We start from the raw sequence: 25,473 nt of genomic DNA, 5'->3' as shown, positions 1-25,473 counted from the left end.
GTCAGAGCAGAGGGGGCGGCCCTGACGCATCGCGGAGCGCCCGTTCGACCGTCGACTGCACCAGGGCGGAGAGGTATCCCCCCGGGTTCTCGACGCCGAGTTCACCGAGGCGCGAGGTGGACTGCGCGATGATCGAGCGTGAGAACTCGGTGACGGTCTGGATCGCGTCGGCGTAGGCCTCCCGATCGGCCTCCGAGATCACGACCGGCTCGCATCCCATCTCGACTGCCAGAGCCTGCGCGATGGGAAGCACCGCCGCCGGAGCGGTGACCGCCGCATAGCTCGCCTGCAGCTGACGCAGATCGATCGATGTGCCCGTGAAGGCGATCGCCGGATGCACGGCGAGCGGGATCGCACCGCTCGAGGCCGCCGGTCGCAGCACCTCGATGCCGTGACCGGGGTCCGTATGCAGCACGAGCTGGCCGAGCTGCCAGCCTCCGACCTCGGCGATGCCCGCGATCAGGCCCGCCAGCTGATCGTGAGGAACGGCCACCACGACCAGCTCGCTGCGACGCACGACCTCCAGCGCATCGAGGATCGGGACGTCCGGCAGCACCGCTGACGCACGGTCGTAGTCAGAGCCGCTCGTGATGCCGATGATCGCGTGTCCTGCTCCGGCGAGAGCCGCGCCGATGACCGGCCCCACTCGTCCCGCGCCGATGATGCCGACTCCGAGGCGCCCGTCGCGGCGCGTCGGATCACTCACCGTTCGGAGCCGGCGCTGCGGGCGGGGCCGGAGGCACGGGCGGAGCGACAGGCGGAGCGGGCGGCGCGACAGGCGGAGCCGGAGGCACGACAGGCGGAGCCGGTGGCGCGACAGGCGGAGCCGGAGGCACGACAGGCGGAGCCGGAGGAGGCAGCGGGGCCCCGGAGACGCCTGCAGCGGCATCCGCCCCGGGGACCGGGTATCCGGGAACCTGCGCTCCCTCGGCATCCGTCACGTATTCGCCCCACCGGTGGGTGTGATCGCGCGCGGCGGCGGCGACCGCTGCCGAGCTCACCCTGTCGAGCAGGTACAGCGCGTCATCGCGTTCGAGACCCGACAGATAGCCCGTGATGAGCCCCTGCACGGAGTGCACCTGCGCACCGGACACACGCTGCGCACGGTCGATCGGCCCCTGCGAGAGCGACACTCCCTGCAGCCGGGCGAGCGGGAAGATCGCCAGCTTGCGCCAGACGATGCCACGCCGGAGCAGGAGTCCGAACTCGGTCAACGCGAAGCCGTGACGCTTCCACGACACGGGCCTGCGCCACCATGCGCGCCGAGGCATCGTCCGGTACGGGTCGCCCTCGACCGGTCCGAGAATGCCGTGCTCCCACACGAGCGGGATGTCGGCGACCGGAGCATCGGGAAGGATCAGCGCGAGCACGCGTTCGACATCGGCGCGCTTGCCGACCGGCAGCACGACGCTGAACTGCTGCGCCGAACCCGACGACTGCTGAGCGGCGCTCTTGCCGCTCATGCGGTTGATCCTGATGGTCCACCAGCCGAACGGCCGCCACAGCAGCGACTGCGTGACCTCCACGGCGAAGATGCGTCCAGGCGGCAGCGTCTCGGTCACGGTCGTCAGCAGACCGTAGGTGATCCGCACGCCGTCGGGCGTCGGAGCGATCGAGTAGCGCAGCGACTTCGAGATCTGCGCCCAGGTGATTCCGACGATCGCGATGATCATGGGGATCGCGATGCCCAGCGTGATCCCGAGACCGAGGAACCCGCCGATGGGGTCTCCGTCGATCAGCGAGCCGATCGCGACGCCGCCGACCGCGACGCCGAAGATGATCCCGAAGAAGATGAGCCAGAGGACGCTCGAGATGAGCTGGGAGCCGACGAGACGCCCCGTCGGGATCTTCACCACACTCTCGGGCTCGACGTCGGCGAGGTCGACGCCGCTGATCAGATCGTTGACGCCGGCGTTCATCGATCCGACGAGCTGTGCCCGTGCCGAACCGGGCGCGACCGTCCCCGAGCCTGCGGCGTCAGAGGAGCGCACGCCGGCCGCGGCGTCCGCAGCTGTGAGTCTGGCTGCGCGCGCACCCGAGGCGAGGCGCAGGATGTCGGTGCGCACCGCCTCTGCGCGCGGAGTCGCGAGGTACTCGAGCTCGACGTTGGAATCGGTGCCGGCACCGACGACCTCGAGCTTCGCGAGTCCGATGATGCGCGCGGGGAACGGACGGGTGAGGTTGACGCCCTGCACCCGGTCGAGCGGAGCGCGACGGTGCGAGCGGAAGACGATGCCCTTGCGGACCTCGACGTGGTCCCCCGTGATCCGGAACTGCTGGAAGCGCCAGATGAACCAGAAGATGAGCACGAGGACGACGACCAGTCCGAGCACGCTGAGCAGCACGATGACGATGAGGTTGTTCTGCAGCACCCAGTCGACGGGGTCGCCGCCGCTGTAGTCGTACTGCGCCTCTTCGGGGGTGAAGAGGTCGACGAACCAGGCGATCAGACGGTCGCGAAGGTTGGCGATCGCGATGCCCGCGATGATGATGAGGGCCAGCCCGCCCTTGAAGAGCGGGGTGAGCGGATGCATCCGATGCCACTCGCCGTCGGCGAGGGTCTCGCGCCCGGTGGCCGCGCTGGGCCGCTCTCCCGTCGGTGCCGGCGGCTGGTGCTCGCTCACAGGCCCGTCCGGCGACTCTCGGCGACCTCGATCAGGGTGTCCCGCAGCGCTTCCGCCGCCGTCTGGGTGAGACCGGGGATCTGCACTCCGGTCGTCGCAGCGGCGGTGACCATCTTCAGCTGGGAGATGCCGAACGCGCGGTCCAGCGGCCCCTGGGTGATGTCGACGAGCTGCATGCGTCCGTAGGGCACGGCGATCATGCGCTGCCAGAGGATGCCCTTGCGGAAGACGATGTCGTCTTCGCGGAGCATGTATCCGATGGCCCTCGCCTGCCTCGGCAGGATGACCATGGTGATCAGCGTGATGAGCACGACGACACCCGCCGGGATCCACGCCCAGGTCTGATGCAGCACGAGCGCGAGAACCGCCGCGACCGCGAGGACGACGGCGATGAAGATCAGGTTCTGCACGTTCTGCGAGACCACGTAGCGAGGGGAGATCTGATGCCAGGTCCCGTCGAGCTCGAGTCTCGCCTCGCTGCGCGCGGTGCGCAGCTGCGGGTACGTGCCCTGGTCGAGGGCCGCGCGGTCAGTGACCTCCGCCGAGTTCAGCGGGGCCGGGATCCCCGGCTCGATCTCTGGGTTCTGAGTCATCAGGATCCTTCGGAAGTATGCAGAACTGTTCGGCGATGAGCGCGGCGACGGCCAGCACGACCGCGCTTCCGATCAGTGCCAGCATCGCCACAGTCGACCCTACCGGGGGATCGATCGGCCGGGAGAGGAGGAACGCCAAGAGGCCCGCTCCGAACCCCGCCATGATCGCCCCGACGAGACTGGACGCGCGGGCCAGCGTCACCGCGCGCGTCGCACGGAACGGATCGATGCGGACGCCGTTGCGGACACTCGCGCGGACGGGCCAGGCGACGCCCAGCGAGGCTGCGCCGATGAGCAGGAGCAGCACGGGCAGCAGCAACGACGGCGTGAAGGTCGTGCGGCCCATCGCCGTCAGCATGTGGTCGAGGACGAAACCCCCGCCGGCGGCGAGCACGGCGAGGAGCACGAGCAGTCCGATCGAGGTGCGCTTCATCGCTGCTCCCGGCGTCGCAGATCCGCGACGAGGTCGGCGACGCGGCCCGCACCGGGAAGCACTGCGTCGCGATCGAGTTCGAGCCACGGCTCGAGGACGAACAACCTCTCGAACGCACGGGGATGCGGCAGCTGCAGTCCGTCACCCTCCGCCGACTCGTCACCGTAGGCGATCAGGTCGAGGTCGAGTGTCCGATCGCCCCATCTCTCCAGGCGCTCGCGGCCGTACTCGTCTTCGATCGCGTGCAGCATGCCGAGCAGGATCGACGGAGCGAGGCGGGTGGTGACCAGGGCGACCGCGTTCACATACCCCGGGGCGTCGGGATCCGGCCCGTCGAGCCGCAGCGCGACCGTCTCGATCAACGAGGACAACCGCACGTCTCTGACCAGCGGCAGTCGCGAGATGCGCTCGGCGGCGGCGCGGATCGTGCCTTCGCGATCACCGAGATTCGCGCCGAAGGCGACGACCGCGACGGCATCCTCGCGCCCGGGTCGCGGGCCGGGGAGACTCGGCGGGTTCGCCAGATTGCGACTCATCGCGACTCCTCCTCGGCGAACTGCTGTCGCGCCCGGTGCACGGTGACGGCGACGTCCGAGAAGGTCAGGGCGATCGGAGCATGCGGCTTGTGCACCGTGACGGTGACGGAGTGCACCCGGGCGTCGGCGAGCGCGACAGCCGCGATGCGATCGGCGAGCGTCTCGATGAGGTTCACCGGCTCGCCCGCGACGACCTCTGCGACTCTCTCGGCGAGCTCTCCGTAGTGCACCGTGTCGGCCACGTCGTCCGATGACGCCGCATCGTCCAGCGGCATCCGAAGGCGCAGATCGATCGTGAACTCCTGACCGTTCTCCCGCTCGTGGTCGTACACGCCGTGCCGACCGAACACGGTCAGTCCGGTGAGGACGATCTCGTCGAGGACATCCATGGTTCATCCCTCCCAGGCATGCACGATGGCCAGAGCATCGCGGGTGGCACCGACATCGTGGACTCTGACGGCCCAGACTCCGGCGCGGGCGGCGAGGGCGCTCGTGACCGCTGTCGCGAGGTCGCGACGCGCCTCGGACACCGCCGCAGGGTCGGCGCCGATGGTCTCCGCGAGGAACCTCTTCCGGGAGGTGCCCACGAGCACGCGTGGCCCCAGCGCGACGATCTCGTCGAGGCCGCGGAGGACGCCCCAGTTCTGGCCGCCCTTCTTCGAGAATCCGATCCCCGGGTCGACGATCAGGCGCGACGGCGCGATTCCCGCAGCCGCGGCCTCGCCCATGCGCTCGCGCAGCTCTCCCGCGACCTCGCGGGCGGCACGACGATACTCGGCGTGCGCGTACATGTCAGCGGAGAAACCACGCCAGTGGCCGATCGCATAGTCCGCGCCGGACTCGGCGACGGCAGCCAGCATGTCGGGGTCGGCGAGCCCGCCGGAGACGTCGTTGACGATCCGAGCGCCCGCTCGGACGGCCGCCGCCGCAGTCGACGCGTTGATGGTGTCGATGCTCACAGGCGCGCCCTCAGCGACGAGTCGCTCGATCACGGGGAGCACGCGCTCCTGCTCGATCTCCGCCCCCACGCGCTCGGCTCCCGGCCTCGTCGACTCGCCGCCGACGTCGAGCACGGTTGCTCCCTCGGTCCGCAGCCGCAGGCCGTGTTCGACGGCCCGATCCACGTCGAGATACCGACCGCCGTCGCTGAACGAGTCGGGCGTGACGTTGACGATCCCCCAGATCCCCGTCATGCGTGCCCCGCGCTCGGGGCGCCGATCAGCGCGATGAGCTCAGCCCTCGCGATCGGGTCCGTGTACTCGCCGCGGGCGGCGATCGTCAGCGTGGATGCCTCCGGCTGCCGTCCTCCGCGCATCGTCACACAGCCGTGGCTGGCATCCAGCACGACGAGCACTCCGCGGGTGTCGAGGTGCTCCGCGATGGTGTCGGCGATCTGCTCGCCGAGTCGTTCCTGCACCTGGGGGCGGGTGGCGAGGATCTCGACGACGCGCACGAGCGCGCCCAGCCCGACCACCTGCTCGCCCGGAAGGTAGGCGATGTGCGCGCGCCCCGCGAACGGCAGCAGGTGGTGCTCGCACACCGACCGGAATCGGATGTCCCGCAGCAGCACGGCACCCGAGGGGAGCGTGTCGGGTGCGGGACCCCGGGCGACGCTGATCGTGTGCGCGAGAGGCGCTGCGGGGTCTTCGCCGACCCCGGCGAAGAACTCCGCATACAGATCGCCCATCCGCGTCGGCGTCTGCTTCAGCCCGGGACGGTCAGGGTCTTCGCCGATCGCCTCGAGCAGTTCCCTGGTGAGTCGCTCGACACGCGCGCGGTCGACAGACACGGGTCAGGCCGTCGCTGGTCGAGCCTGACCGGCTCCCGCCGATCCTGGCTGTGTGCGCGGAGCCGACGCCGGCGCCTGGATCGAAGCAGCCAGCGAGACGTCCTTCTTCGGGACCTCGATCGGGGGACGCTCCGAGACGGGGCGGTCTTCGCTCGAGAGCCACAGCGGACGTTCGGGGAGCTTCTTCACCTCGGTGAAGATCTCGGCGATCTGGTTGTGGTCCAGCGTCTCCTCCTCGAGGAGGGCCAGAGCGAGCCTGTCGAGGATGTCGCGGTTGGCGCTGATGACCTCGTACGCCTCGTTGTGCGCCTGCTCGATGAGTGCGCGCACCTCGGCATCCACCCGCTCCGCGACCTTCTCGGAGTACTCGCGGCCACGGCCCATGTCGCGCGCGACGAACATGTCGCCACCCTCGGAACCGAGCTTGACCGGACCCACCTGGGTGGTCATGCCGTACTCGATGACCATCTTGCGGGCGATCGAGGTCGCCTTCTCGATGTCGTTCGAGGCACCGGTGGTCGGGTCGTGGAAGATGATCTCCTCGGCGACGCGGCCACCCATCGCGTACGTGAGCTGATCCTGCAGCTCGTTGCGCGTGACGGAGTACTTGTCGTCGAGCGGCAGCACCATCGTGTAGCCGAGGGCCTTGCCGCGAGGCAGGATCGTGATCTTCGTCACAGGGTCGGTGTAGTTCATCGCCGCAGCTGCGAGAGCGTGACCGCCCTCGTGATACGCGGTGATGAGCTTCTCCTTGTCCTTCATCACGCGGGTGCGACGCTGAGGGCCGGCGATCACACGGTCGATGGCCTCGTCGAGCGCGCGGTTGTCGACCAGCTGCGCATTCGAGCGGGCGGTCAGCAGCGCGGCCTCATTGAGGACGTTCGCGAGATCGGCACCCGTGAATCCGGGAGTCTTGCGGGCGACGACCTCGAGGTCGACGCTCTTCGACAGCGGCTTGCCCTTGCTGTGCACCTCGAGGATCTTCTGGCGGCCGCGGAGGTCAGGGGCGTCGACGCCGATCTGGCGGTCGAAGCGGCCCGGACGCAGCAGCGCGGGGTCGAGGATGTCGGGACGGTTCGTCGCGGCGATCACGATGACGTTCGCGTTCGGGTCGAAGCCGTCCATCTCGACGAGCATCTGGTTGAGCGTCTGCTCGCGCTCGTCGTTTCCGCCGCCCATGCCGGCACCGCGGTGACGACCGACGGCGTCGATCTCATCGATGAAGATGATGGCGGGAGAGTTCTCCTTCGCCACGTTGAACAGGTCGCGCACTCGCGATGCGCCGACACCGACGAACATCTCGACGAAGTCGGAACCCGAGATCGAGTAGAACGGGGCTCCCGCCTCGCCGGCGACCGCGCGGGCGAGCAGCGTCTTTCCGGTTCCGGGAGGGCCGTACAGCAGCACGCCCTTCGGGATGCGGGCGCCGATGGCCTGGAACTTGGCCGGGTCCTGCAGGAACTCCTTGATCTCGTGGAGCTCCTCGATCGCCTCATCCGCACCGGCGACGTCGGCGAAGGTGACGGTCGGGGTCTCCTTGTTGACGAGCTTGGCCTTGGACTTGCCGAACTGCATGACCTTGCCGCCGCCGCCCTGCATCGACGACAGGAGCCACCAGAACAGCAGGCCGAGCAGCACGAGAGGAAGAAGAAGGGAGAGGATGCCGTCGAACCAGGTCGCACGCGGAACGGCATCGTTGAAGCCGTCCTTCGGGTCGGCGTCGTTGATCGCCGTGACCACTTCTTCGGCCCGGGCGTCGACGTAGTAGAACTGCACCTTGTCCGCGCCCTCGAAGGCCTTGGACAGGGTCATGTCGACCCGCTGGTCGCCGTCGGTGTTGACGACCTCGGTCACCGTCTTGCCGCCGAGCAGCTCGAGACCCTCCTGGGTCGTGATCTGCTTGGGGGCGCCGAGGTTCGAGATCAGCAGGAAGCCGCCGAACAGCAGCAGTCCGATCAGAGCGACGTAGATCAGCGGGTTCCGCGTGAGCTTCTTGACATCCATGGTCGGATCAGCGTATCGCGCGCGCCCTAGGTGGCCGCTGTGCGTTCACCCACGGCGTAGCGGGTGCGCCGGAGCGTCCGCTCAGCTGTAGACGTGCGGGGCCAGCACGGCCACATCGCGCAGATTGCGGTAGCGCTCGTCGTAGTCGAGGCCGTAGCCGACCACGAAGTCGGTCGGGATGTCGAAGCCGACGTACTTGCAGTCGATGACCACCTTCGCGGCCTCGGGCTTGCGGAGGAGGGCGAGCACCTCGATGGACTCCGCGCCGCGCGACTCGAAGTTCTCGAGCAGCCAGCTGAGGGTCAGACCCGAGTCGATGATGTCCTCGACGATCAGCACGTGCTTGCCGTTCAGGTCGGTGTCGAGGTCCTTGCGAATCTGCACGACACCACTCGACTTGGTGCTCGCACCGTAGCTCGAGACGGCCATCCAGTCCATCGGAGCGTGGAACGGAAGTGCGCGGGCGAAGTCGGCCATGACCATGACCGCGCCCTTGAGCACGCCGACGAGGATGATCTCCTTGCCCTCGTAATCGATCGCCACCTGGGCCGCGAGCTCATCGAGCTTCGCGATGATCTCCTCCTCTGTGACGAGGATCTGAGCAAGGTCGTCCTGGATCTCCGCGGCGCGCATGGATCGATTTTAGGCGACGCATCACCATGGTTCTGCACAGCATCCGCAGATCGTCGACCAGAATTCCGGATGCGCGCCGGCATCCCCACTACTCTGACGGTGTGACGGGCGGACGCCCCGGACGGAAGGATTCACCCATGGCTCTCGACGACATCCTGAAGCAGGTCCCGATCGACGACATCGCCGCGAAGCTCGGAGTCTCCCCCGACGTCGCCAAGGAGGCGGTCGAACAGGGCGGAGCGGTGCTGCTCGGCGGCCTCGCCAAGAACGCCTCGACCGCTGAGGGCTCCTCCGCGATCGAGAACGCGCTCAAGCGCCACGAGGGACGGACCGGTGCGGCGAAGGTCGACGACATCGATCAGACCGACGGCGGCAAGATCGTCTCGCACATCCTCGGCGACGACGAGCAGAAGGTCACCCAGAAGCTCACCGAATCGAAGGAGACCGCCGGCATCGACTTCGGCAAGCTCCTTCCGATCCTCGCTCCGATCGTGATGGGCCTGATCGCCAACGCCACCAAGGACAAGTCCGCGAAGTCCGCGCCTGCAGAGTCGCAGTCGGGCGGCGGCGGAATCGGTGACGTCATCGGCGGCATCCTCGGCGGCGGCTCCACGGGCGGCGGCGGAATCGGAGACATCCTCGGCGGCATCCTCGGCGGCGGAAGCTCGTCGGGCGGCGGCGGAATCGGAGACATCCTCGGCGGCCTGCTGGGCGGAAAGAAGTAGCCCCCGCCAGCCTGCCGGACGACACCCCTGCGGCCCCCTCCTGAGGAGGCGACCGCGGGAGTTCTCCGTCTCCGCGAGGAGTGGGATGCCGCGGCTCAGCGCGCGGTGAACACGATGCGACCGCCCGCTCGAGCCGCCGAGCACCCCGGCAGATCGATGGGCCCCTGACCCGACCAGTCGATCGCCAGACGAGCGACCTCGAGGGTCTGCGATCGGGTCAGGCTCACGCCGAACTCGCTGTCGACCACGAGTCGGATGATGCGGTTGCGGAGAGCGGCGGGGTTCGCGGCGAGTGCGGCGACGCTCACGGAGATCCCCGCCTCGGCGTGCTCGACGATGTCCTCGATCGTCTCGTGGATCATCTCGTCGAACGCCTCGGCGTCTTCGCGCAGCTGCTCGGCGGTGCGCGCGAGCGCCTCGGCGATGCCGGGGCCGAGCTCGGTCTCGAGCACCGGAAGGACCCGGTCGCGCACCCGCACCCGGGCGAACCGATCCTCTGTGTTGTGCGGGTCGTCCCAGACCTCGAGATCGGATTCCGCGCAGAACGCTCGTGTGGTCTCGCGCCGCACCCGGAGCATCGGGCGCGCCCAGCGCAGTCCGTCATCGTCCTCTCGCACGGGAGCCATCCCCTGCAGGCTCGCGGCGCCGGATCCGCGTGCGAGACCGAGCAGCACCGTCTCGGCCTGGTCGTCGAGCGTATGCCCGAGGATCACGGCCGCCGCACCGGCATCCGTCGCGGCGTCCTTCAGCACCCGGTACCGCGCGTCTCGCGCCGCTGCCTCAGGGCCTCCGTCAGCGCCGACCTCCACGCGCACGACCAGCGCGTCGAGCCCCAGCGCGGCCGCCGCTCTCGCAGCGCGCGCGGCGACGGCATCCGACCCGTTCTGCAGCCCATGGTCGACGGTGAGCGTGCCCACCCGAAGCCCGAGCTTGGGCGCCTCGAAAGCGGTCGCCGCGGCGAGCGCGAGGGAGTCCGCTCCCCCGGAGAGAGCGACGACGACTGTCGACCCCTCGGGCAGATCGGCGAGCGCGGTGCGCACGGCGAGGCGGATCTCGGCGATGACGGGAGAGAGCGACGGCACAGACCAACGGTAGATCACGGGGACGGATCACCGCACAGCGCTCGCGCTCGACGGGCATCGCGCTCTAGCCTGGCGCCGTGACGGATCACGTGCTGCGGTTCAGGACCGAACGATTCAAGGCGTTCGTCGACGCGGTCGTCGCCATCGCGATGACGCTGCTGATCCTGCCGCTGATGGAGTCCGTGTCCGAGGCCGCCGCCGGAGGTCTGGGCACCGCCGAGTTCTTGCAGGAGCATGCAGGACAGCTGCTGAGCTTCGGGCTGAGTTTCGTCCTCATCGCCAATTTCTGGATGGGGCACCACCGACAGTACGACGAGGTCACGCGGATCACGAGACCGCTTCTCTGGCTCAACGTGGCCTGGATGGCGACGATCGTCTGGCTGCCGGTGCCTACGGCGATGCTCGGCCAGATGGACACCGACCCACTGCAGGTGGTCCTCTACATCGGCACGCTCATCGCCACGCAGATCACCACGCTCGGCGCGCGCATCTATCTGCTGCGGCACCCTGACCTGACGAAGACGCCGCCCTCCCGCATCCGTCACGGTGCCGCCGCCGACATCGCCTCGATCCTGCTCTCGGCGGTGGCGATGCTGCTGGCGATCAGCCTCGGAGGGGTGGGGTACCTCGCCCTGCTGCTGCTCTGGCTCACCGGACCTCTGTCATCGCTCCTGGATCGGCTCTGGACGCGGATCGTTTCTCATCGCGCCGACCAGCCGCCGTCCATCGCATAGCTCGCCCCGGTGACCATCGACGCCTCGTCGCTCGCCAGCCAGGCGACCAGCGATGCCACCTCGTCGGGCTCGATCAGGCGCTTGATCGCGCTTTCGGTCAGCATGATCTTCGCCAGCACCTCGGCTTCAGGGATGCCGTGCACACGCGCCTGGTCGGACAGCTGCTTCTCGACCAGCGCCGTGCGCACGTAGCCGGGGTTGACGCAGTTGCTGGTGACGCCGTGCTCCCCTCCTTCGAGCGCGGTGGCCTTCGACAGTCCCTCCAACCCGTGCTTGGCCGCGACGTAGGCGGACTTGTAGGGCGATGCGCGCAGTCCGTGCACCGATGAGACGTTCACGATCCGGCCGAACCCGTTCGCGTACATCTCCGGCAGAGCCGCGCGGATCAGCAGGAACGGAACCTCCAACATGAGGGTCACGATCCGTCGGAAGTCCTCGGGATCGAAATCCTGGATCGGGCTGATGTGCTGGATCCCGGCGTTGTTCACCAGGATGTCGACACCGGCCAGCACGTCGGCCAGCCGGTCGTCGGTGACGGCGGCCGGCTCCAGCAGATCGACCACCCAGCTCGAGCCTCCGACCTCGGCCGCGGCGGCCTCGCACTGCGCGCGATCCTTGTCTGCGACCACGACGTGAGCGCCACGCGCGGCCAATGCTCGCACGACCGCCAGGCCGATCCCGCTGGCGCCTCCCGTCACCAGGGCTCGGCGGCCGCTCAGCGACAGACCGGCCGCACCCGGCCTCTCGATGCTTCGCTCGGTCATGCCGCGCTCACCCGGGGAGTGTTCAGCCCGTGCTTGCGTGCATCCGCGTCATCGATGTCGTGCAGGGACACCCCGCGGGTCTCCTTGAGGGTGACCACCGCGACCGCGGTGACGGCGCAAGCTGCCGCGACGTAGATCGCCACCGGCAGCCACGAGCCGAAGTCCTGCAGCAGGGCCGTGGCGATGATCGGCGCGAGCGAGCCCGCGACGATCGAGGTGACCTGGTACCCCAGGGAGACGCCGGAATAGCGCATACGGGTCGGGAACATCTCGGCCATGATCGCCGGCTGCCCCGCATACATGAGCGCGTGGAAGCACAGACCGATCGTGACCGCCGCGATGATCACGAACGGGTTCTGGGTGTCGAACATCGGGAATGCGAAGAACGCCCAGCTGGCTCCGAGCACCGCGCCGGCGAGGTAGACGGGCTTGCGTCCCCAGGCGTCCGAGAGCCGGCCGACCTGCGGGATCACGACGAAGTGGATGGCGTGCGCGACCAGAAGCGCCAGCAGCAGCTGACTCGTGTCGTAGGCGTGCACCGTCTTCAGGTACACGATCGTGAACGAGACGATGATGTAGTACAGGATGTTCTCCGCGAAGCGCAGGCCCATGGCTCCGAAGATGCCCCGCGGGTACTTGCGCACGACCTCGAGCACTCCGTAGCTCACGGCCTTGTCGGCCTCGACCTGTGCGCGGGCCTCGAGGAAGATGGGCGCCTCGCTGACGTGCCGGCGGATGTAATAGCCGATGACGACGACGATCGCCGAGACCCAGAACGCCACGCGCCATCCCCAGCTCAGGAACTGGTCGGCGGGAAGCGCCCAGGACATGCCGAGCAGCACCAGGGTCGCCAGCAGGTTGCCCACCGGGACGGCGGCCTGGGGCCAGCTCGACCAGAACGCGCGAGACCTGTCGGGGCTCTGCTCGGCGACCAGCAGCACGGCACCGCCCCATTCACCGCCGACGGCGAACCCCTGGATGAATCGCAGGAGCACGAGCAGCGCCGGAGCCCAGTAGCCGATCGAATCGAAGCCGGGCAGGCACCCCATCAGGAAGGTCGCGACCCCGACGAGGATGATGGTGATCTGCAGGGTGTGCTTGCGGCCGAGCTTGTCGCCGATCTGGCCGAACACGATGCCGCCGAGCGGTCGGGCGATGAATCCGACCGCGTAGGTCAGGAATGCGGCGATGATGCCGTCGAGCTCGGTGCCGGCGTTGGGGAAGAAGAAGGTGCCGAACACGAGCGATGCGGCGGTGGCGTAGAGGAAGAACTCGTACCACTCCACCACCGTGCCCACCATCGAGGCGGCCACGATCTTCTTCAGCCCGGATGTTCGGGTCTCGACCTGCGAGTCGACCGGTTGCTCGACGCCCATGAATGCACTCCTTCGTGTTCTGCAGCGTCCTCGTCGACGGCTGCTTGGCGGGCCGGTATCCCGTCTGCGGGCGGCCTCCGCCAGTATGTGCACGCCCGGCTCTGTGCGCCAATGACCAGTCGAGCAGAGACGGAGTGCACAATTGCAGATGTGACATCTTCCCCGAGTACCTCCGAGCCGCACGCCGACGATCTCCTCATCCTTCTCGCCGTGTCGCGCACCGGTCGCTTCACTACTGCCGGCCAGAGCCTGGGGCTGAATCACACGACAGTCTCGCGACGCATCGCCGCATTGGAGAGAGTCCTCGGCGGGCGGGTCCTCGCCCGCAGCTCGGGAGGATGGGAGTTGACAGACCTCGGGCGCCGGGCGGTGCGCGCCGCCGAGGACGTGGAGACGGCGGTGGCGACGATCCATGAAGGAGAAGCCGAGTCCGATCAGATAGCCGGGGTCGTGCGGATCTCCGCCACCGACGGGTTCAGTGCGTTCATCATCGCGCCCGCGGTCGCGCAGCTGCGGCGAAAGTATCCGAGACTCAGCGTCGAGATCGTCAACGTCACCCGGCGGGCTCTGCAGTACCGTTCCGGGCTGGACTTGGAAGTGGTGGTCGGAGAACCGCAGGTGCACCGCGCCGAGGCCATCCGACTCGGCTTCTACACCTTGGGCATGTACGCGTCGCACGGGTACCTGGACGAGCACGGGACGCCCGGCGACTCCCATGAGCTGAGCAGGCATCCACTGGTCTACTTCGTCGATTCGATGCTCCAGGTCGACGATCTGGATGCTCCTCGACGACTCGTGCCGGGGATGCCGGATTCGCTCAGCTCCACCAACGTCTTCGTCCACGTCGAGGCCACACGCGCCGGCGCGGGGATCGGCTTCCTTCCGTGCTTCCTGGCCGACGGCCACGCCGATCTGGTGCGGCTCCTCCCCGACGACTTCGCCGAGCGCCTGCCCTACTGGATGGTGCTGCGTCCGGACTCGCTGCGCCAGCCCGCGGTCGCCGCGGTGGCTGCCGCCATCCGCGACCGCACGGCGGCCGTCCAGGATGCACTGCTCGGCATCGCCCCGGCCGCCGAACGCTGACAGCACCCGTCGACGGCCCGGCTAGGCTAGTGCGCGGCATCCAACCGTCATTTCTGAGGAGCACACGCATGGGCGCACACGACGCCGTCATCGAGATCCCGCGCGGCAGCCGCGTGAAGTACGAGGTCGACCACGAGACCGGACGAGTGCACCTCGACCGCGTGCTCTACACGACCTTCGGGTACCCCGCCGACTACGGCTACTTCGACAACACCCTCGGCGAGGACGGCGACCCGCTCGACGTTCTCGTGCTCCTCGACCACGCCATCTACCCCGGCGTCGTCGTCGAGGTGCGCCCGGTCGCCGTGCTCAAGATGAGCGACGAGGCCGGCGGAGACGACAAGCTCGTCGCCGTGCTGTCGAAGGACCCCCGTTGGGCCCACATCCAGGACATCGGCGACGTCGCCGATTACACCAAGAAGGAGATCGAGCACTTCTTCGAGCACTACAAGGACCTCGAGCCCAACAAGTGGGTCAAGGTCGACGCATGGGGCGACGCCGCAGAGGCGCAGCGCATCCTCGACGAGGCGATCGTCCGCTTCGGCGAGCAGGGTCACTGACCCCAGGCTCCGACGAGAAGACCCCCGGTTCCGCTCAGCGGTCGGGGGTCTTCTCGTCGTGGTCGATCTCAGACCGAGACGCCGCGATCTGCGAGGAACGTGATCGGGTTGGTGTACGCGCCGTTGATGTACACCTCGAAGTGCAGGTGGCAGCCGACGGATGCTCCGGTGTTGCCGGCATAGGCGATGACCTGACCCGAGTTGACCCATGACCCGCTGCGGACGGCGAAGCCGCCGTCCCTGATGTGGGCATAGCCGGAGGAGACTCCCCCACCGTGCTGGATGCGGATGTAGTTGCCGTAGTTGCCGCGCGGACCGGCGTAGTCGACGGTGCCGGACTGCGCCGCATAGATCGCCGCGCCGCACCCGTTCGCGAGGTCGACGCCGTAGTGGTAGCCGGAGCAGGCTGCGCAGGGCTTGGGCCGCGGGCCGAATCCGGCGCTCCGGTGTCCTCCGTGCGGTCGAACCCAGCCGCCGGAACCCGGCGAGCCGCCGACGCCTCCGCCGCCACCTCCGCCGCCGCCATTGCCTGCGGCGGCTGCCGCGGCCTCGGCCGCTTCGCGACGCTTGCGCTCCTCCTCCGCGACGCGCACGCCCTCCTTGTACCCGGCCACGGTCGTCGCCGTGGCGTCTTTCAGGGCTGAGAGCTGTGCCTGCATCGTCGCGAGGTTCGCCGACTGCTCGTCGAGCGCAGCCTGAGCGGCGTCCGCAGCGGCCTGAGCCTCGATCATCTTCTGCTCGGCGATCTGCTGCAGGCGATCGCGCTCCGTGCGGGCGACGACAGCCTGATCGGTGAGCTGCTGGGCCGAGTTGCGGGCAGCGACCGCGTTGTCGTGCACCGTCTGGTTGTACTGATAGACCTTGTCCATCGTGCCGAGACGCGAGAGCAGCTGGTCGGCGTTGTCGGCCGAGCCGGCGAAGAACAGCTCGAGGGCGGTGTCGTCGCCGCCGTTGCGATACAGCTGCGCCGCGAGCTGGGCCGCCTTCTTCGTGGCGTCATCGGCGGCGACGGCCTGCTCATCGGCCTTCGACTGGAGCTCCTCCGCGACGGCGATGGCATCGAAGTAGGCGAGCTGCGCGGCGTTGTACTCCTCGCCCGCGAGCACGGCCTTGGCCTGCGCATCCGCCACCCGCTGCTTGAGCGACTGGATGAGTCCCTCGATGCGCGTGACCTCCGCTGCCTTCGCGGACTCGTTGTTCATGGCGTTCTGCACGTCGTCCCAGCTGGGGTACGAGGCGGCGTACGCGGCGGTCACTCCTGAGGAGACGCCGAAGGCGCTGAGGGCGACGACGCTGAGCGCGCCGAATGTGAGAGCGCTGCGACGGGTGACCGAACGGTCCTTCCAGAACGCGCGGCTCTCCGCAGGGGTCGGCGCGCAGCCGCAGTCGTCGGACGCCGCCGCAGCAGCATCCGACGTGGAGTGATGGTCGTTCACACGGCCCCTTTCGCCGGTTTCACAGATGCCACACTAACAACTTCTTTCACATCCGCACCAGGGGGCGGACAGCGGGAGAGGGCACAGCGATGTGAGTCCATCGTCCTCCTGAACACGCCCGGGAGACAGCAGGCTCGCCCTCGATTCGCGTTTTGCTCAGATCTTCCCTTATGCTTGAGCGTCGGCAAGGAAGTCCTCCGGGACAGACTTCGGCCCCATCGTTTAGCGGCCTAGGACGCCGCCCTTTCACGGCGGTAGCACGGGTTCGAATCCCGTTGGGGTCACTCCTTCCGGTACAATTGAAAACAAGTATGGCCCTGTAGCGCAGTTGGTTAGCGTGCCGCCCTGTCACGGCGGAGGTCGCGGGTTCAAGTCCCGTCAGGGTCGCTCTAAGCGACGGGCCCTTTTCTTCGAGAAGGGCCTTTCGTCTAGATGCGACAGGTCTAGCCGGTCGCATGGCTCTGTAGCTCAGTTGGTAGAGCGCACGACTGAAAATCGTGAGGTCACGGGATCGACGCCCGTCGGAGCCACAGGGTGATCATTACAGTCACCTTAGGAACCCTCGCCTAGCTTCTACATGGCGGGGGTTTCCGCTTTTTCCGGTGAGAGTCGGTGTCTGCTCCGCTCCCCTGGGCTGCTGGTTCTGCGCCTGTCGTCACGCGCTCCAGCCACGAGACGACACGTCTCAGGACGACCGACTCGATGCGTCGAGCAGGTGCACGGGCCGCAGGTCAAACACGCATCTGCTCGGCGGACAGCCGCGCCATACCTATGCGCCGTAATATACCGATATGGGACCTGAACTGCCCGTTGTGCCTGGGGCGCAGCGGAACCTCGGAGCTGAAGAGCTCTTTCGTCGACTCGCGACGTCGATCGCCGACGGCACCTACGCGCCTGGCGCGAAACTGAGCGACAAGGCGATCGCAGACGATCTGGGAGTCACCCGCACCCCCGTCCGAGAGGCCGTGCAGCGACTGGCGCGCGCCGGGCTGATGGAGGTCCACGCGAACCGCTACTCGATGGTCACCGACATCACCGACGAGCGGTCCCGCATCACCCGCGAGTTCGCCGCCTCTCAGGGCGGGGAGATCATCCGTGAGGCCGCGCTTGCGCTGTCCGAGGCGGATCTCGCCATCGCGTGCGAACTGATCGCCGACGCCATCCGGTCCGTCGAAACGGGCGAGGGATGGATCGAAGCCCATGTGGAGCTCTTCGAGTTCCTCACCGACCGCGCGCTCAACGATCTCTATCGACTCATGCTGAGCGACTTCTGGTATCTCGTGTTCCGCGACCTTTACCTCGGCGAGCCCCGGGTGGACACGAAGGAATCGCTCGAGGAGCTCGAGTCCGCGATGCGCGCCCGCAGCGCGAACGCCGGCGTGAAGGCCGTGCAGAGGATGCTCCGCCTGAAGTAGCGGCCACTCCCGAGGAAGTTGGTTCCGGTCCCCCGCGCCCGAACGGGGGGACCGGAGCAGTCGATGAGAAGGTCCGCAAGCGCACCCACCCCCATGTGGGCGCTCAAGACCGAGAGAACTCGAGGGCACCGTCTGGTTCGACCGACGGAGAGCGGCAGATGCTGCTCGTCGTGTTCTCAGCGTATGGCCGCACCCCGTCTTGACGCTGATCGGAGCTCATCCATTGACGCGGGCCCACTCCGACTGCTACGGCGGACTCCCGCGCGCCGACCGTGCCGGTGGCGACGACGTGCGTCCGGGCTGGATACGCTCGAACCATGCTCGAGACGCTCACCGGATTCGCCGTCGTGGGAGTCGCGATCGCACTCGGCTATCTGCTCGGCCGGATCGACCTGCTCGGACCGCACGCCCGGCACGTGCTCGGGCGTCTGATCTTCTTCGTGCTGTCGCCGTTCCTGCTCTTCACCGTGCTCGCCCACGCCGATGCGAAGATGCTCTTCTCCTCGCTGCTCCCCGTGTCGGCGATCGCGGCCGTCGCGATCATCGGGATCTACACACTCATCGCGCGGCTCTGGTGGAAGCGTCCGGTCGGAGAGACCCTGATCGGAGCGCTGTCGGCGGGGCAGGTCAACTCGAACAACATCGGCATCCCGTTGTCGCTCTACCTTCTCGGCAGCGCCGCGTACCCCGCACCGGTGGTGCTGATGCAGCTGCTGGTGTTCACCCCGATCTCGCTGACGATCCTCGACGCCGTCACGAGCGATCGCGTATCGCTGCGAAAGACGCTCGTGCGCACGGCGACGAATCCCATCATCATCGCGTCGCTCCTCGGCACGCTCATCTCGGTGCTGGGCCTCACAGTGCCGCCCATCATCATGGAGCCGGCTCAGCTGATCGCCGATGCCGCCGTGCCGGTTCTGCTGATCAGCTACGGCATCTCCCTGCACGGCCAGCGCGTGCTCGGCGCTCCCGGCCACCGGCGGGACATCATCCTCGCCACCTCGCTCAAGCTCATCGCGATGCCGCTGATCGCGTGGGTGGTGGCCGAGTTCGTCTTCGGGCTCTCGCCGGCCGAGGTGCTGATCGTCGTGATCCTCGCCGCGCTCCCCACCGCACAGAACGTCTTCAATTACTCGCAGCGCTACGACATCGGCGAGACGATCTCGCGCGACACCGTATTCCTGACCACTCTCGGCCGCCTGCCCGTGCTGATCCTCATCATGTTCCTGCTGGGCTGAGCACCGCGTCGATCCGGGACTCGCGCACGTCCGACAGCGTCAGCGGAAGATCGCGCATCACGACGACACTGTCGAACACCGCTGAGCCGGCGGGAAGAGCGTCGAAGAACGACGAGCTCACGCTGTGCAGGTGTGCGTTCTCGACCCTCCACGCGTCGGTGGTGAGCGCGACCGATTCGACGCCGCGCCCTCCCCGCGCCGCCGACCAGCCGAGCCGACCGGCGCGATAGAAGTCCGAGGCCTCGTCGATCGAGGCGAAGAGAGAGCTCGACCATGCGCCTCCCACCTCGACATCCGCACAGAGACTGTGCTCGCCGGCATCCATCGTGACCACGTAGCGATCATCCCCCTCCTCGATCTCGAACCTCGCTCGGCGATGCACCCCCGGGAAAAACCGTCCGCCGAAGATGACCGGATGCCACGCCGAGCTGTGCCGACCGACGATGAAGACGCCTTTCTGCACGCCATCCGCGGTGTCCCACTCGACGGCGACCCGGTGGGCGGCGTTCTCGGAGCGCAGACCCCACCGGCGCCGTGCCCAGCTCGGTCGGATCGACTCCAGCCCCAGCACGCACACGCCGGCCACCGCAGACCCCTCGACGATCTGCGGGCGGAATCCCGTGGGCAGCAGGGAGGCGGCGACCTCCGGCTCGACCCGATAGGTGATCAGGAGTCGCCGACGGAGCTGAGCACGGACACCGCGGATGATCGTCATGCCCCGAATGTAGCACTGGAGCTAAATTCCTCCAAGGCCTCGGGGACGAGGTGCACGTAGGTTGTATCCGTGGACAATCCGCTCATCTACATCGCCGCGATCGGCGCGATCATCGTGCTCGCGATCCTCCTTCCCCGCTGGGTCCGTCGCTCCACCGGCGCCGCCGGCGGCAGAGCAGGGCAGCATCACGCGGCCGACCGCCTCAGCGGGATACTCGAGGAACTGGGCGCGACGCTGGTGCTGCAGACGTCTGAGGCCACGGCGAGGGAGATCGTCGACGGGGTCGTGCGTCAGCAGCCACGCAAGTTCACCCCGCTCGCGAGCGGAGGCTACGGTATCCGATTCGTCGCACCGGATGACGCGATCGTGCGGGTGGTCGACGATGAGAACGGGACCCGTCTGCAGGTGGAGAGGATCCGCGAGCATCTGGGCGTTCCCAACACTTCCGAGTTCTGGTCAGACCTGCGCTCCGCCGTCTCCGCCGCAGCACGCGCTGAGGGCGTCCAGGTCTCGCCCGGGCCGCCCTTGCGGCACCGGCGCGACGATGCGACCGAGTCGTGGATCGCGGAGTAGAGAAGCCCAGTGCGTACCGGAACATCGGGTGCATCTCACAGCCGTCGCAACTAGGCTGTGTTACTGCTGATCACGCACCGGCCAGCCCACAGTCGGCCTCGCGACGGCACCATTTCTCATCACAGCTCTCAGTCCCTGTGACCTGCGCCGGAAAGGCCGACCCATGAGTGAATCCCCCGACAACGACCGGACCCCCGGCTTCTTCGACAAGCTGATCGAAGAGACGCCGCGCGAGCAGTCCGGCTTCACGGCCTCGTTCCGCGGCTACGACAAGGCGGAGGTCGACTCGGCCCTCAGCACTCTGCGCAATCAGCTGAAGCAGGCGAAGGCCGACCTCGCCGCCACCGAGGCACGTCACGAGGACGCAGTCGAGGCGCTTCGCGAAGAAGAGCGCATCGCCCGCGAAGAGCTCGAGGCGGAGCTCCTCGCCACCAAGGCGAAGGCTGCCGAGACCGAGCAGCAGGTCGCCACCCTCACCAACGAGCTCGTCGACACCCCGCGCGCGGACGGCCAGGAGGCACCGTCGCGGGAGCAGTTCGAGGCGATCCTCCGGGTGGCCGAGGAGCAGGCCAACGTCCTCATCCAGAATGCCGCCGTGCAGGCCGACCGTCTGATGGCGGCCGCGCGCGAAGAGGTCACCGCACAGCGGGCCGAGGCGGATGCCGACGTCACCCGCATCATCGCGCACGCTCAGCACGACGCCGACCAGGTGCGCCTGAAGATCGACACCGAGTACACCGCCCACCAGGCGACGCTCGAGCGCGAGGCAGCGCACGCCGCCGAGCGGGTGCACCAGGCGACGCAGGAGGCGACGGCCATCCGCACCGAGGCGGAGAAGGGCGCTGCGGCGCTCCGCTCGCTCGTCACCCGGGAGACCACCCAGCTGCGCGCCGAAGCCGAGCGCGAGGTGCGCGAGATGAACGCCCGCGTCCTCGAATTCGAGGAGACGCTCACCCGTCGGCAGGACGACGCTCAGCAGGAGTTCCTGGTGCTGCACAACCAGGCCGTCGCCCACGCCGAGCGCATCACCACGGATGCCAACGAGCAGGTGGCCGCTTCGCTCGATCACGCGCAGCGCATCTCGGCGAAGGCTGACGACTACGAGCGCCTGATGCGGTCACAGGCGCAGACCATCGAAGCGGATGCTCAGGTGCGCGCCCGCGACACCCTGGACCGTGCCCGCGTGAAGTCGCAGAAGATCGTCGACTCGGTGACGGGTCACACGTCCGCCGTGCTGCGGGACGCCGAGGACCACGCGCGCCAACTGCGCTGGCAGCAGCAGCAGCTCGCCAGCTTCATGGCCGAGGTGCGCGAGCTGATCCGCCCGGAGGGCATCTTCAGCGACGAGGCATCAGCCGTCGGCTCTGCAGCAGCCGCGTCGCAGGTCGACGACGACACCGACGCCGAGACCGTCGAGGTCGAGGAAGCCGAGCTGATCGACGACTCCGACGACGCGGTCGACGAGGTCACCGGCGACGAGGAGTTCCGCGGTGACGAGGCACTGGAGGACGAGCTCCTCGACGAGAACGCCGAGACGATCGACGGCAAGATCACCATCGAGGTCGTCGAGTCCGATCAGAAGGCCTCCCGCTGAGCGACTTCTCCTGACTGACCGAGCGGGGGCGTGGGCGGATATCCGCCCACGCCCCCGCTTCGTTCACCCGTCCTGCTATCGCTCGGAGCCGTCAGCGTGCACGCTGTACCTATGACAGACAGCGTGATCGAGGTGCGGGATCTCCGCAAGGAGTACGGGGGTGCCGTCGCAGTCGACGGCATCAGCTTCGACATCCGCCGGGGAGAGACCTTCGCTCTTCTGGGCCCGAACGGCGCTGGCAAGTCGACGACCATCGAGATCCTCGAGGGCTATCGTCACCGCACGTCCGGCGACGTGCGCGTGCTCGGTGTCGACCCCCAGCGCGGCGGTCTGGCGTGGAAGGCGCGACTGGGGATCGTGCTGCAGTCCACCGGAGAGGCCGGCAACTTCACCGTGCGGGAGCTGCTCACCGAGTTCGCCGGTTACTACCCCCACCCTCGTTCGGTCGACGAGGTGATCGCCGCCGTGGGGCTCGAGCACAAGCAGCGATCCAGAGCGGGCAAGCTGTCCGGTGGTCAGCAGCGCCGTCTCGATGTCGCCCTCGGGATCATCGGACGCCCCGAACTCCTGTTCCTCGATGAGCCGACGACCGGCTTCGATCCCGAGGCCCGACAGCAGTTCTGGCAGCTCATCCGCACCCTGAAGTCCGAGGGCACCAGCATCCTGCTGACCACTCACTATCTCGATGAGGCCGCCCGGCTGGGCGATCGCGCGGCGGTGATCACAGACGGGCGCATCGTGGCGATCGGGAAGATCGACGAGATCGGCAGGCCCGAGGCGAGGACGCCGATGGTTCGCTGGAGGGATGCCGCCGGCGTGCGCCGCGAGCAGCGCACGACCACTCCCGGTGCGGTCGTCTCCGAGCTGCAGCGCGCGGGCGGCGAGCCGGACGGCCTCGAGGTCGTGCGTCCCACTCTCGAGGACATCTACCTCGGCCTCATCCGTGAGCACGGAGCCGCATCCGATTCCGATCCGACCGCAGAGGCCCTGCGGGCAGATGTGGCGGAGTCCGCATGAGCACCACGACTGCCACGCCGAACTTCGGGCTCGCTCGCACGGTTCGCCTCGGGGTACGCCGCATCCCGTTCGAACTGCGTCAGTACTTCCGCGCCAGCGACCAGGTCTTCTTCACCTTCCTGTTCCCCACCCTCATGTACCTCATCTTCGCGACGATCTTCACGGGCGACATCGGCGAAGGGCCCGACAAGATCAGCATGGCGACGTACTACCTTCCCGGTCTCGTCGCAGGAGGCATCTTCCTCTCCGGGATGCAGGGCCTGTCGATCGAGATCGCAGTGGAGAAGAGCGACGGAACCCTCAAGCGGCTGGGCAGCACGCCGATCTCACCGGCGACGTACTTCATCGGCAAGATCGGTGAGGTCTTCGTCACCGCGATCCTGCAGATCACTCTGCTGCTGGTCGTCGCGGTCGTCCTCTATCAGGTCGAGCTGCCCTCGGATGCTGAGGCCTGGGGTCGCTTCGCCTGGGTCTTCGTGCTCGGCCTGCTCTCGTGCACGCTTCTCGGCATCGCACTGTCTGCCGTGCCGCGGTCGGGCAAGACGGCGTCCGCCGTGGTGATCCCGGTCGTGCTGCTGCTGCAGTTCATCTCCGGCGTCTACATCGCCTTCACCGCGCTGCCGGAATGGCTGCAGAACGTCGCTTCCGTCTTTCCCCTCAAGTGGATGGCTCAGGGTATGCGCGCGGCGATCCTGCCCGAGTCGTTCTCCTCGGCAGAGCCGAGCGGATCATGGGATCTCGGGCTCGTGGCGGTCGCCCTCGCCGCATGGCTCGTGGTCGGCTTCATCCTCAGCCGCGCGACGTTCCGCTGGATCCGGCGGAACTGACCGTCTGGCATGCGAACGGCCCCATCCCGAAGGATGGGGCCGTTCGATGTGCGGGTCGGCTGCGATGCCGCGAGAGTGTTTACGCCCGGACGAACTGGGCCGCTGCGGGGCAGTCGAACGGATCAGCACCCGCGGCGAGACCGACGCGGTTGAGGTACTCGATCACGATCGCGTACGACCGGCCGAGGCTGGTCTCGGTGTAGGGCACGTTGTTGGCGGCGCAGTAGTCGCGCACGACCTCGCGAGCCTTCGAGAGGTGCGGGCGGGGCATGTTCGGGAACAGGTGGTGCTCGACCTGGTAGTTGAGTCCGCCCATGAGCCAGGTGGCCCACCATCCGCCACGGATGTTGCGAGAGGTGCGCACCTGCTTCGAGAAGAAGTCGAGACGGGCGTTGGGATCGATGATCGGCATGCCCTTGTGGTTCGGCGCGAAGGACGCGCCCATGTAGACGCCGAAGACGGCGAGCTGCACACCCATGAAGGCGAATGCCATGCCGAGCGGCAGCATCAGGAACACAGGCACGAGGACGATCGCGAACCGGAGGGCGATGAGGCCCAGCTCGATCCAGCGGCCCTTGGCCTTCTTGCTGGTCACCAGGTGCTTCACGCCCAGGTAGTGGAGGTTCAGGCCCTCGAGCGTCAGCAGCGGGAAGAACAGCCACCCCTGCTTGCGCGTGATCAGACGGACGATACCGCGGGACTGCGCGGCGTCGGTCTCGAGGAACGAGATCGTGTCGACCTCGATGTCGGGGTCCTTGCCGACCTGGTTCGGGTTGCCGTGGTGCTTGGTGTGCTTGGAGTCCCACCAGGAATAGCTGATTCCCACCACGCCGGCGGCGAGGATGCGGGCGAGGCGGAAGTTCGCCGGGCCCGTGGAGAGGATCTGACGATGCGCGGCCTCATGGGCGAGGAACGCCACCTGCGTGAGGATGATGCCGAGAGCCCCGGCCATCAGGAGCTGGAGCCAGCTGTCGCCGAGAAGGATGAAGCCGGTGATGACTCCGCCCAGAGCCACGGCGATGCCGGCGGCCACGAAGATGTAGAACCATCCGGCGCGCTGGAGGAGGCCGGTTTCGCGGATGACCTGCGAGACCTGCTTGTACGCGTGGGTCATCGGAGGAATGTCCGCATTGCCCGAATACGTCTGACGTACCGGTCCGAGAACTGCGTCGGTCTTTTCGACCTGTGAAATGGAGATGTCGCTCTCCCGTCGATCGGAGCCCTTGAGCTGATGTGAAGCCCAAGGCAGATCGCCGAACGCTTAACTCAGGCTAACCCTGCCCTCATGCGATTTGGGGAATACATCAGCATCCCTTGACGATTCACAGTTCCCCCGCATGGAACGGTCAGGCGCGTGCGCGACGCGGTCGGCTGCGGAGGGCGCGGCGAAAGGGAGAGGTGAGGCTGCGCGGGCGAGATCTCGGCGCATTCGCGCTCTCGAGGGCGTCACGGGCGGCATCCAGCGACTCGAACGAGCCGAGGTCGTCACCGCGCTGGTCGCGGGCGACATGCGCGGTGCCGTCGAATTCGACGAACCCGGCGAACTCGCCGCCGCGGGTCGCGACGTGCACATCTGTGTCGGCCTGTTTCCAGGTCAACGGATCGGAAGGAGGAAAAGTGGTCGTGCTCATGGTGATACTCATTGCTGTGTGACGGGCACGCGTTGTCGCGACCCGCAAGATGTGAGATCGAAGGCGGATGCCGCGCGCATCGATGCGCTTG

The 25,473-nt window shown here is 67.8% G+C and carries 27 protein-coding genes and 3 tRNA genes; 13 read left to right on the top strand and 17 right to left on the bottom strand.

The features are described from left to right. Window position 1: 1 nt before the first annotated feature. The 10 genes from BEP68_RS10290 to hpt form a co-directional block, all read right to left on the bottom strand. A complete protein-coding gene (locus tag BEP68_RS10290) occupies window positions 2–706 on the bottom strand; it encodes a DUF2520 domain-containing protein (protein ID WP_187249917.1) in 705 nt (234 codons plus the stop codon). Next, window positions 699–2,624 carry a PH domain-containing protein gene (locus BEP68_RS10285; RefSeq protein WP_187249916.1) on the bottom strand — a complete coding sequence of 642 codons (1,926 nt, stop codon included), beginning with the start codon at window positions 2,622–2,624 and terminating at the stop codon, window positions 699–701. The genes BEP68_RS10290 and BEP68_RS10285 overlap by 8 nt, the downstream gene beginning before the upstream one ends. Further along, window positions 2,621–3,217 (bottom strand): PH domain-containing protein, encoded by a 597-nt coding sequence (locus BEP68_RS10280; protein ID WP_187249915.1) that lies wholly within the window; start codon window positions 3,215–3,217, stop codon window positions 2,621–2,623. Before BEP68_RS10280 ends, BEP68_RS10285 begins: the two co-directional genes overlap by 4 nt. Then, entirely contained in the window at window positions 3,153–3,650 is a 498-nt protein-coding gene (locus tag BEP68_RS10275; protein WP_053098731.1) for a DUF3180 domain-containing protein, read from the bottom strand. The genes BEP68_RS10280 and BEP68_RS10275 overlap by 65 nt, the downstream gene beginning before the upstream one ends. Then, window positions 3,647–4,186, bottom strand: coding sequence for a 2-amino-4-hydroxy-6-hydroxymethyldihydropteridine diphosphokinase (gene folK / locus BEP68_RS10270; protein ID WP_053098730.1), 540 nt, complete (start codon window positions 4,184–4,186; stop codon window positions 3,647–3,649). Before folK ends, BEP68_RS10275 begins: the two co-directional genes overlap by 4 nt. Continuing rightward, window positions 4,183–4,575 (bottom strand): dihydroneopterin aldolase, encoded by a 393-nt coding sequence (gene folB, locus BEP68_RS10265; RefSeq protein ID WP_056276771.1) that lies wholly within the window; start codon window positions 4,573–4,575, stop codon window positions 4,183–4,185. The genes folK and folB overlap by 4 nt, the downstream gene beginning before the upstream one ends. A gap of 3 nt (window positions 4,576–4,578) precedes the next feature. Then, window positions 4,579–5,379: a dihydropteroate synthase gene (gene folP, locus BEP68_RS10260; RefSeq protein ID WP_187249914.1), complete on the bottom strand. Its 801-nt coding sequence runs from the start codon at window positions 5,377–5,379 to the stop codon at window positions 4,579–4,581. Next, entirely contained in the window at window positions 5,376–5,975 is a 600-nt protein-coding gene (folE, locus tag BEP68_RS10255) for a GTP cyclohydrolase I (protein WP_053098727.1), read from the bottom strand. The genes folP and folE overlap by 4 nt, the downstream gene beginning before the upstream one ends. Window positions 5,976–5,978: 3 nt before the next feature. After that, a complete protein-coding gene (gene ftsH / locus BEP68_RS10250) occupies window positions 5,979–7,979 on the bottom strand; it encodes an ATP-dependent zinc metalloprotease FtsH (protein WP_056276765.1) in 2,001 nt (666 codons plus the stop codon). An 81-nt stretch (window positions 7,980–8,060) separates the two neighbouring features. Next, window positions 8,061–8,612, bottom strand: coding sequence for a hypoxanthine phosphoribosyltransferase (hpt, locus tag BEP68_RS10245; RefSeq protein ID WP_053098725.1), 552 nt, complete (start codon window positions 8,610–8,612; stop codon window positions 8,061–8,063). Window positions 8,613–8,749: 137 nt separating this feature from the next. Between hpt and BEP68_RS10240 the strand changes: the two genes are divergently transcribed. Continuing rightward, a complete protein-coding gene (locus BEP68_RS10240; RefSeq protein WP_056276759.1) occupies window positions 8,750–9,337 on the top strand; it encodes a DUF937 domain-containing protein in 588 nt (195 codons plus the stop codon). 95 nt (window positions 9,338–9,432) lie between these two features. Here the strand turns inward: BEP68_RS10240 and tilS are convergent, their stop codons facing one another. Beyond that, window positions 9,433–10,419 carry a tRNA lysidine(34) synthetase TilS gene (tilS, locus tag BEP68_RS10235; RefSeq protein WP_187249913.1) on the bottom strand — a complete coding sequence of 329 codons (987 nt, stop codon included), beginning with the start codon at window positions 10,417–10,419 and terminating at the stop codon, window positions 9,433–9,435. Between the two features lie 77 nt (window positions 10,420–10,496). Here tilS and BEP68_RS10230 point away from each other — a divergent pair, with 77 nt between their 5' ends. Beyond that, window positions 10,497–11,153 carry a TMEM175 family protein gene (locus BEP68_RS10230; RefSeq protein ID WP_315985300.1) on the top strand — a complete coding sequence of 219 codons (657 nt, stop codon included), beginning with the start codon at window positions 10,497–10,499 and terminating at the stop codon, window positions 11,151–11,153. On the opposite strand, the gene BEP68_RS10225 is transcribed toward BEP68_RS10230, so the two are convergent. Together BEP68_RS10225 and BEP68_RS10220 are read right to left on the bottom strand one after the other, a co-directional pair. Next, entirely contained in the window at window positions 11,120–11,917 is a 798-nt protein-coding gene (locus tag BEP68_RS10225; RefSeq protein WP_056276754.1) for a 3-hydroxybutyrate dehydrogenase, read from the bottom strand. The genes BEP68_RS10230 and BEP68_RS10225 overlap by 34 nt on opposite strands. Beyond that, window positions 11,914–13,293, bottom strand: a complete 1,380-nt coding sequence (locus tag BEP68_RS10220; protein WP_056276751.1) for an MFS transporter — start codon at window positions 13,291–13,293, stop codon at window positions 11,914–11,916. The genes BEP68_RS10225 and BEP68_RS10220 overlap by 4 nt, the downstream gene beginning before the upstream one ends. A gap of 111 nt (window positions 13,294–13,404) precedes the next feature. On the opposite strand from BEP68_RS10220, the gene BEP68_RS10215 reads away from it, so the two are divergent. Both BEP68_RS10215 and BEP68_RS10210 read left to right on the top strand, forming a co-directional pair. Next, window positions 13,405–14,376 (top strand): LysR family transcriptional regulator, encoded by a 972-nt coding sequence (locus BEP68_RS10215; RefSeq protein ID WP_187249912.1) that lies wholly within the window; start codon window positions 13,405–13,407, stop codon window positions 14,374–14,376. Window positions 14,377–14,444: 68 nt separating this feature from the next. Then, a complete protein-coding gene (locus BEP68_RS10210) occupies window positions 14,445–14,936 on the top strand; it encodes an inorganic diphosphatase (RefSeq protein WP_187249911.1) in 492 nt (163 codons plus the stop codon). A 68-nt stretch (window positions 14,937–15,004) separates the two neighbouring features. Here BEP68_RS10210 and BEP68_RS10205 read toward each other — a convergent pair whose 3' ends face one another. Then, window positions 15,005–16,372 (bottom strand): peptidoglycan DD-metalloendopeptidase family protein, encoded by a 1,368-nt coding sequence (locus tag BEP68_RS10205; RefSeq protein WP_053098718.1) that lies wholly within the window; start codon window positions 16,370–16,372, stop codon window positions 15,005–15,007. A gap of 211 nt (window positions 16,373–16,583) precedes the next feature. Between BEP68_RS10205 and BEP68_RS10200 the strand changes: the two genes are divergently transcribed. The 5 genes from BEP68_RS10200 to BEP68_RS10180 all read left to right on the top strand — a co-directional run bounded on the left by BEP68_RS10200 (window position 16,584) and on the right by BEP68_RS10180 (window position 19,025). Beyond that, window positions 16,584–16,656: transfer RNA gene (locus BEP68_RS10200), tRNA-Glu, on the top strand. 29 nt (window positions 16,657–16,685) lie between these two features. Continuing rightward, a tRNA-Asp gene (locus BEP68_RS10195) sits at window positions 16,686–16,759 on the top strand. Window positions 16,760–16,829: 70 nt separating this feature from the next. After that, a tRNA-Phe gene (locus BEP68_RS10190) sits at window positions 16,830–16,902 on the top strand. A gap of 261 nt (window positions 16,903–17,163) precedes the next feature. After that, window positions 17,164–17,787, top strand: a complete 624-nt coding sequence (locus tag BEP68_RS10185) for a GntR family transcriptional regulator (protein ID WP_082297981.1) — start codon at window positions 17,164–17,166, stop codon at window positions 17,785–17,787. Window positions 17,788–18,104: 317 nt separating this feature from the next. Further along, a complete protein-coding gene (locus BEP68_RS10180) occupies window positions 18,105–19,025 on the top strand; it encodes an AEC family transporter (RefSeq protein WP_187249910.1) in 921 nt (306 codons plus the stop codon). Here BEP68_RS10180 and BEP68_RS10175 read toward each other — a convergent pair. Then, window positions 19,006–19,740, bottom strand: a complete 735-nt coding sequence (locus tag BEP68_RS10175; RefSeq protein ID WP_187249909.1) for a DUF2071 domain-containing protein — start codon at window positions 19,738–19,740, stop codon at window positions 19,006–19,008. The genes BEP68_RS10180 and BEP68_RS10175 overlap by 20 nt on opposite strands. Window positions 19,741–19,809: 69 nt before the next feature. On the opposite strand from BEP68_RS10175, the gene BEP68_RS10170 reads away from it, so the two are divergent. The 4 genes from BEP68_RS10170 to BEP68_RS10155 all read left to right on the top strand — a co-directional run bounded on the left by BEP68_RS10170 (window position 19,810) and on the right by BEP68_RS10155 (window position 23,751). After that, complete coding sequence (locus BEP68_RS10170) at window positions 19,810–20,313, top strand: hypothetical protein (RefSeq protein ID WP_187249908.1); 504 nt, start codon at window positions 19,810–19,812, stop codon at window positions 20,311–20,313. 163 nt (window positions 20,314–20,476) lie between these two features. Next, window positions 20,477–21,907, top strand: a complete 1,431-nt coding sequence (locus tag BEP68_RS10165; RefSeq protein WP_187249907.1) for a cell division initiation protein — start codon at window positions 20,477–20,479, stop codon at window positions 21,905–21,907. A 111-nt stretch (window positions 21,908–22,018) separates the two neighbouring features. Continuing rightward, complete coding sequence (locus BEP68_RS10160) at window positions 22,019–22,924, top strand: ABC transporter ATP-binding protein (protein WP_187249906.1); 906 nt, start codon at window positions 22,019–22,021, stop codon at window positions 22,922–22,924. After that, window positions 22,921–23,751, top strand: coding sequence for an ABC transporter permease (locus BEP68_RS10155; RefSeq protein WP_053098711.1), 831 nt, complete (start codon window positions 22,921–22,923; stop codon window positions 23,749–23,751). The genes BEP68_RS10160 and BEP68_RS10155 overlap by 4 nt, the downstream gene beginning before the upstream one ends. A 79-nt stretch (window positions 23,752–23,830) precedes the next feature. Here the strand turns inward: BEP68_RS10155 and BEP68_RS10150 are convergent, their stop codons facing one another. Then, a complete protein-coding gene (locus BEP68_RS10150; protein ID WP_053098710.1) occupies window positions 23,831–24,949 on the bottom strand; it encodes a fatty acid desaturase family protein in 1,119 nt (372 codons plus the stop codon). 148 nt (window positions 24,950–25,097) lie between these two features. Continuing rightward, the gene (locus BEP68_RS10145) at window positions 25,098–25,382 is read right to left on the bottom strand and encodes a hypothetical protein (protein ID WP_150115151.1); all 285 of its coding nucleotides are present in this window, start codon (window positions 25,380–25,382) and stop codon (window positions 25,098–25,100) included. Window positions 25,383–25,473 lie beyond the last annotated feature (91 nt).

It is taken from the genome of Microbacterium sp. 4-7 (assembly GCF_014332665.1).
In the GTDB taxonomy this organism is placed as follows: domain Bacteria; phylum Actinomycetota; class Actinomycetes; order Actinomycetales; family Microbacteriaceae; genus Microbacterium.
Note: the sequence above shows the minus strand (reverse complement) of the source record. Positions and strands in the feature narration are given on the sequence as shown.

Excerpts from the sequence above, each read along its gene's own strand:
- BEP68_RS10165 (WP_187249907.1), top strand. The coding sequence starts at position 20,477 with ATGAGTGAATCCCCCGACAACGACCGGACCCCCGGCTTCTTCGACAAG.
- folB (WP_056276771.1), bottom strand. The coding sequence starts at position 4,575 with ATGGATGTCCTCGACGAGATCGTCCTCACCGGACTGACCGTGTTCGGT.
- BEP68_RS10280 (WP_187249915.1), bottom strand. The coding sequence starts at position 3,217 with ATGACTCAGAACCCAGAGATCGAGCCGGGGATCCCGGCCCCGCTGAAC.
- BEP68_RS10220 (WP_056276751.1), bottom strand. The coding sequence starts at position 13,293 with ATGGGCGTCGAGCAACCGGTCGACTCGCAGGTCGAGACCCGAACATCC.
- folK (WP_053098730.1), bottom strand. The coding sequence starts at position 4,186 with ATGAGTCGCAATCTGGCGAACCCGCCGAGTCTCCCCGGCCCGCGACCC.
- BEP68_RS10145 (WP_150115151.1), bottom strand. The coding sequence starts at position 25,382 with ATGAGCACGACCACTTTTCCTCCTTCCGATCCGTTGACCTGGAAACAG.
- BEP68_RS10275 (WP_053098731.1), bottom strand. The coding sequence starts at position 3,650 with ATGAAGCGCACCTCGATCGGACTGCTCGTGCTCCTCGCCGTGCTCGCC.
- BEP68_RS10215 (WP_187249912.1), top strand. The coding sequence starts at position 13,405 with ATGACCAGTCGAGCAGAGACGGAGTGCACAATTGCAGATGTGACATCT.
- BEP68_RS10180 (WP_187249910.1), top strand. The coding sequence starts at position 18,105 with ATGCTCGAGACGCTCACCGGATTCGCCGTCGTGGGAGTCGCGATCGCA.
- ftsH (WP_056276765.1), bottom strand. The coding sequence starts at position 7,979 with ATGGATGTCAAGAAGCTCACGCGGAACCCGCTGATCTACGTCGCTCTG.
- BEP68_RS10175 (WP_187249909.1), bottom strand. The coding sequence starts at position 19,740 with ATGACGATCATCCGCGGTGTCCGTGCTCAGCTCCGTCGGCGACTCCTG.
- BEP68_RS10240 (WP_056276759.1), top strand. The coding sequence starts at position 8,750 with ATGGCTCTCGACGACATCCTGAAGCAGGTCCCGATCGACGACATCGCC.
- BEP68_RS10160 (WP_187249906.1), top strand. The coding sequence starts at position 22,019 with ATGACAGACAGCGTGATCGAGGTGCGGGATCTCCGCAAGGAGTACGGG.
- BEP68_RS10155 (WP_053098711.1), top strand. The coding sequence starts at position 22,921 with ATGAGCACCACGACTGCCACGCCGAACTTCGGGCTCGCTCGCACGGTT.
- BEP68_RS10225 (WP_056276754.1), bottom strand. The coding sequence starts at position 11,917 with ATGACCGAGCGAAGCATCGAGAGGCCGGGTGCGGCCGGTCTGTCGCTG.
- hpt (WP_053098725.1), bottom strand. The coding sequence starts at position 8,612 with ATGCGCGCCGCGGAGATCCAGGACGACCTTGCTCAGATCCTCGTCACA.
- folP (WP_187249914.1), bottom strand. The coding sequence starts at position 5,379 with ATGACGGGGATCTGGGGGATCGTCAACGTCACGCCCGACTCGTTCAGC.
- BEP68_RS10185 (WP_082297981.1), top strand. The coding sequence starts at position 17,164 with ATGGGACCTGAACTGCCCGTTGTGCCTGGGGCGCAGCGGAACCTCGGA.
- BEP68_RS10210 (WP_187249911.1), top strand. The coding sequence starts at position 14,445 with ATGGGCGCACACGACGCCGTCATCGAGATCCCGCGCGGCAGCCGCGTG.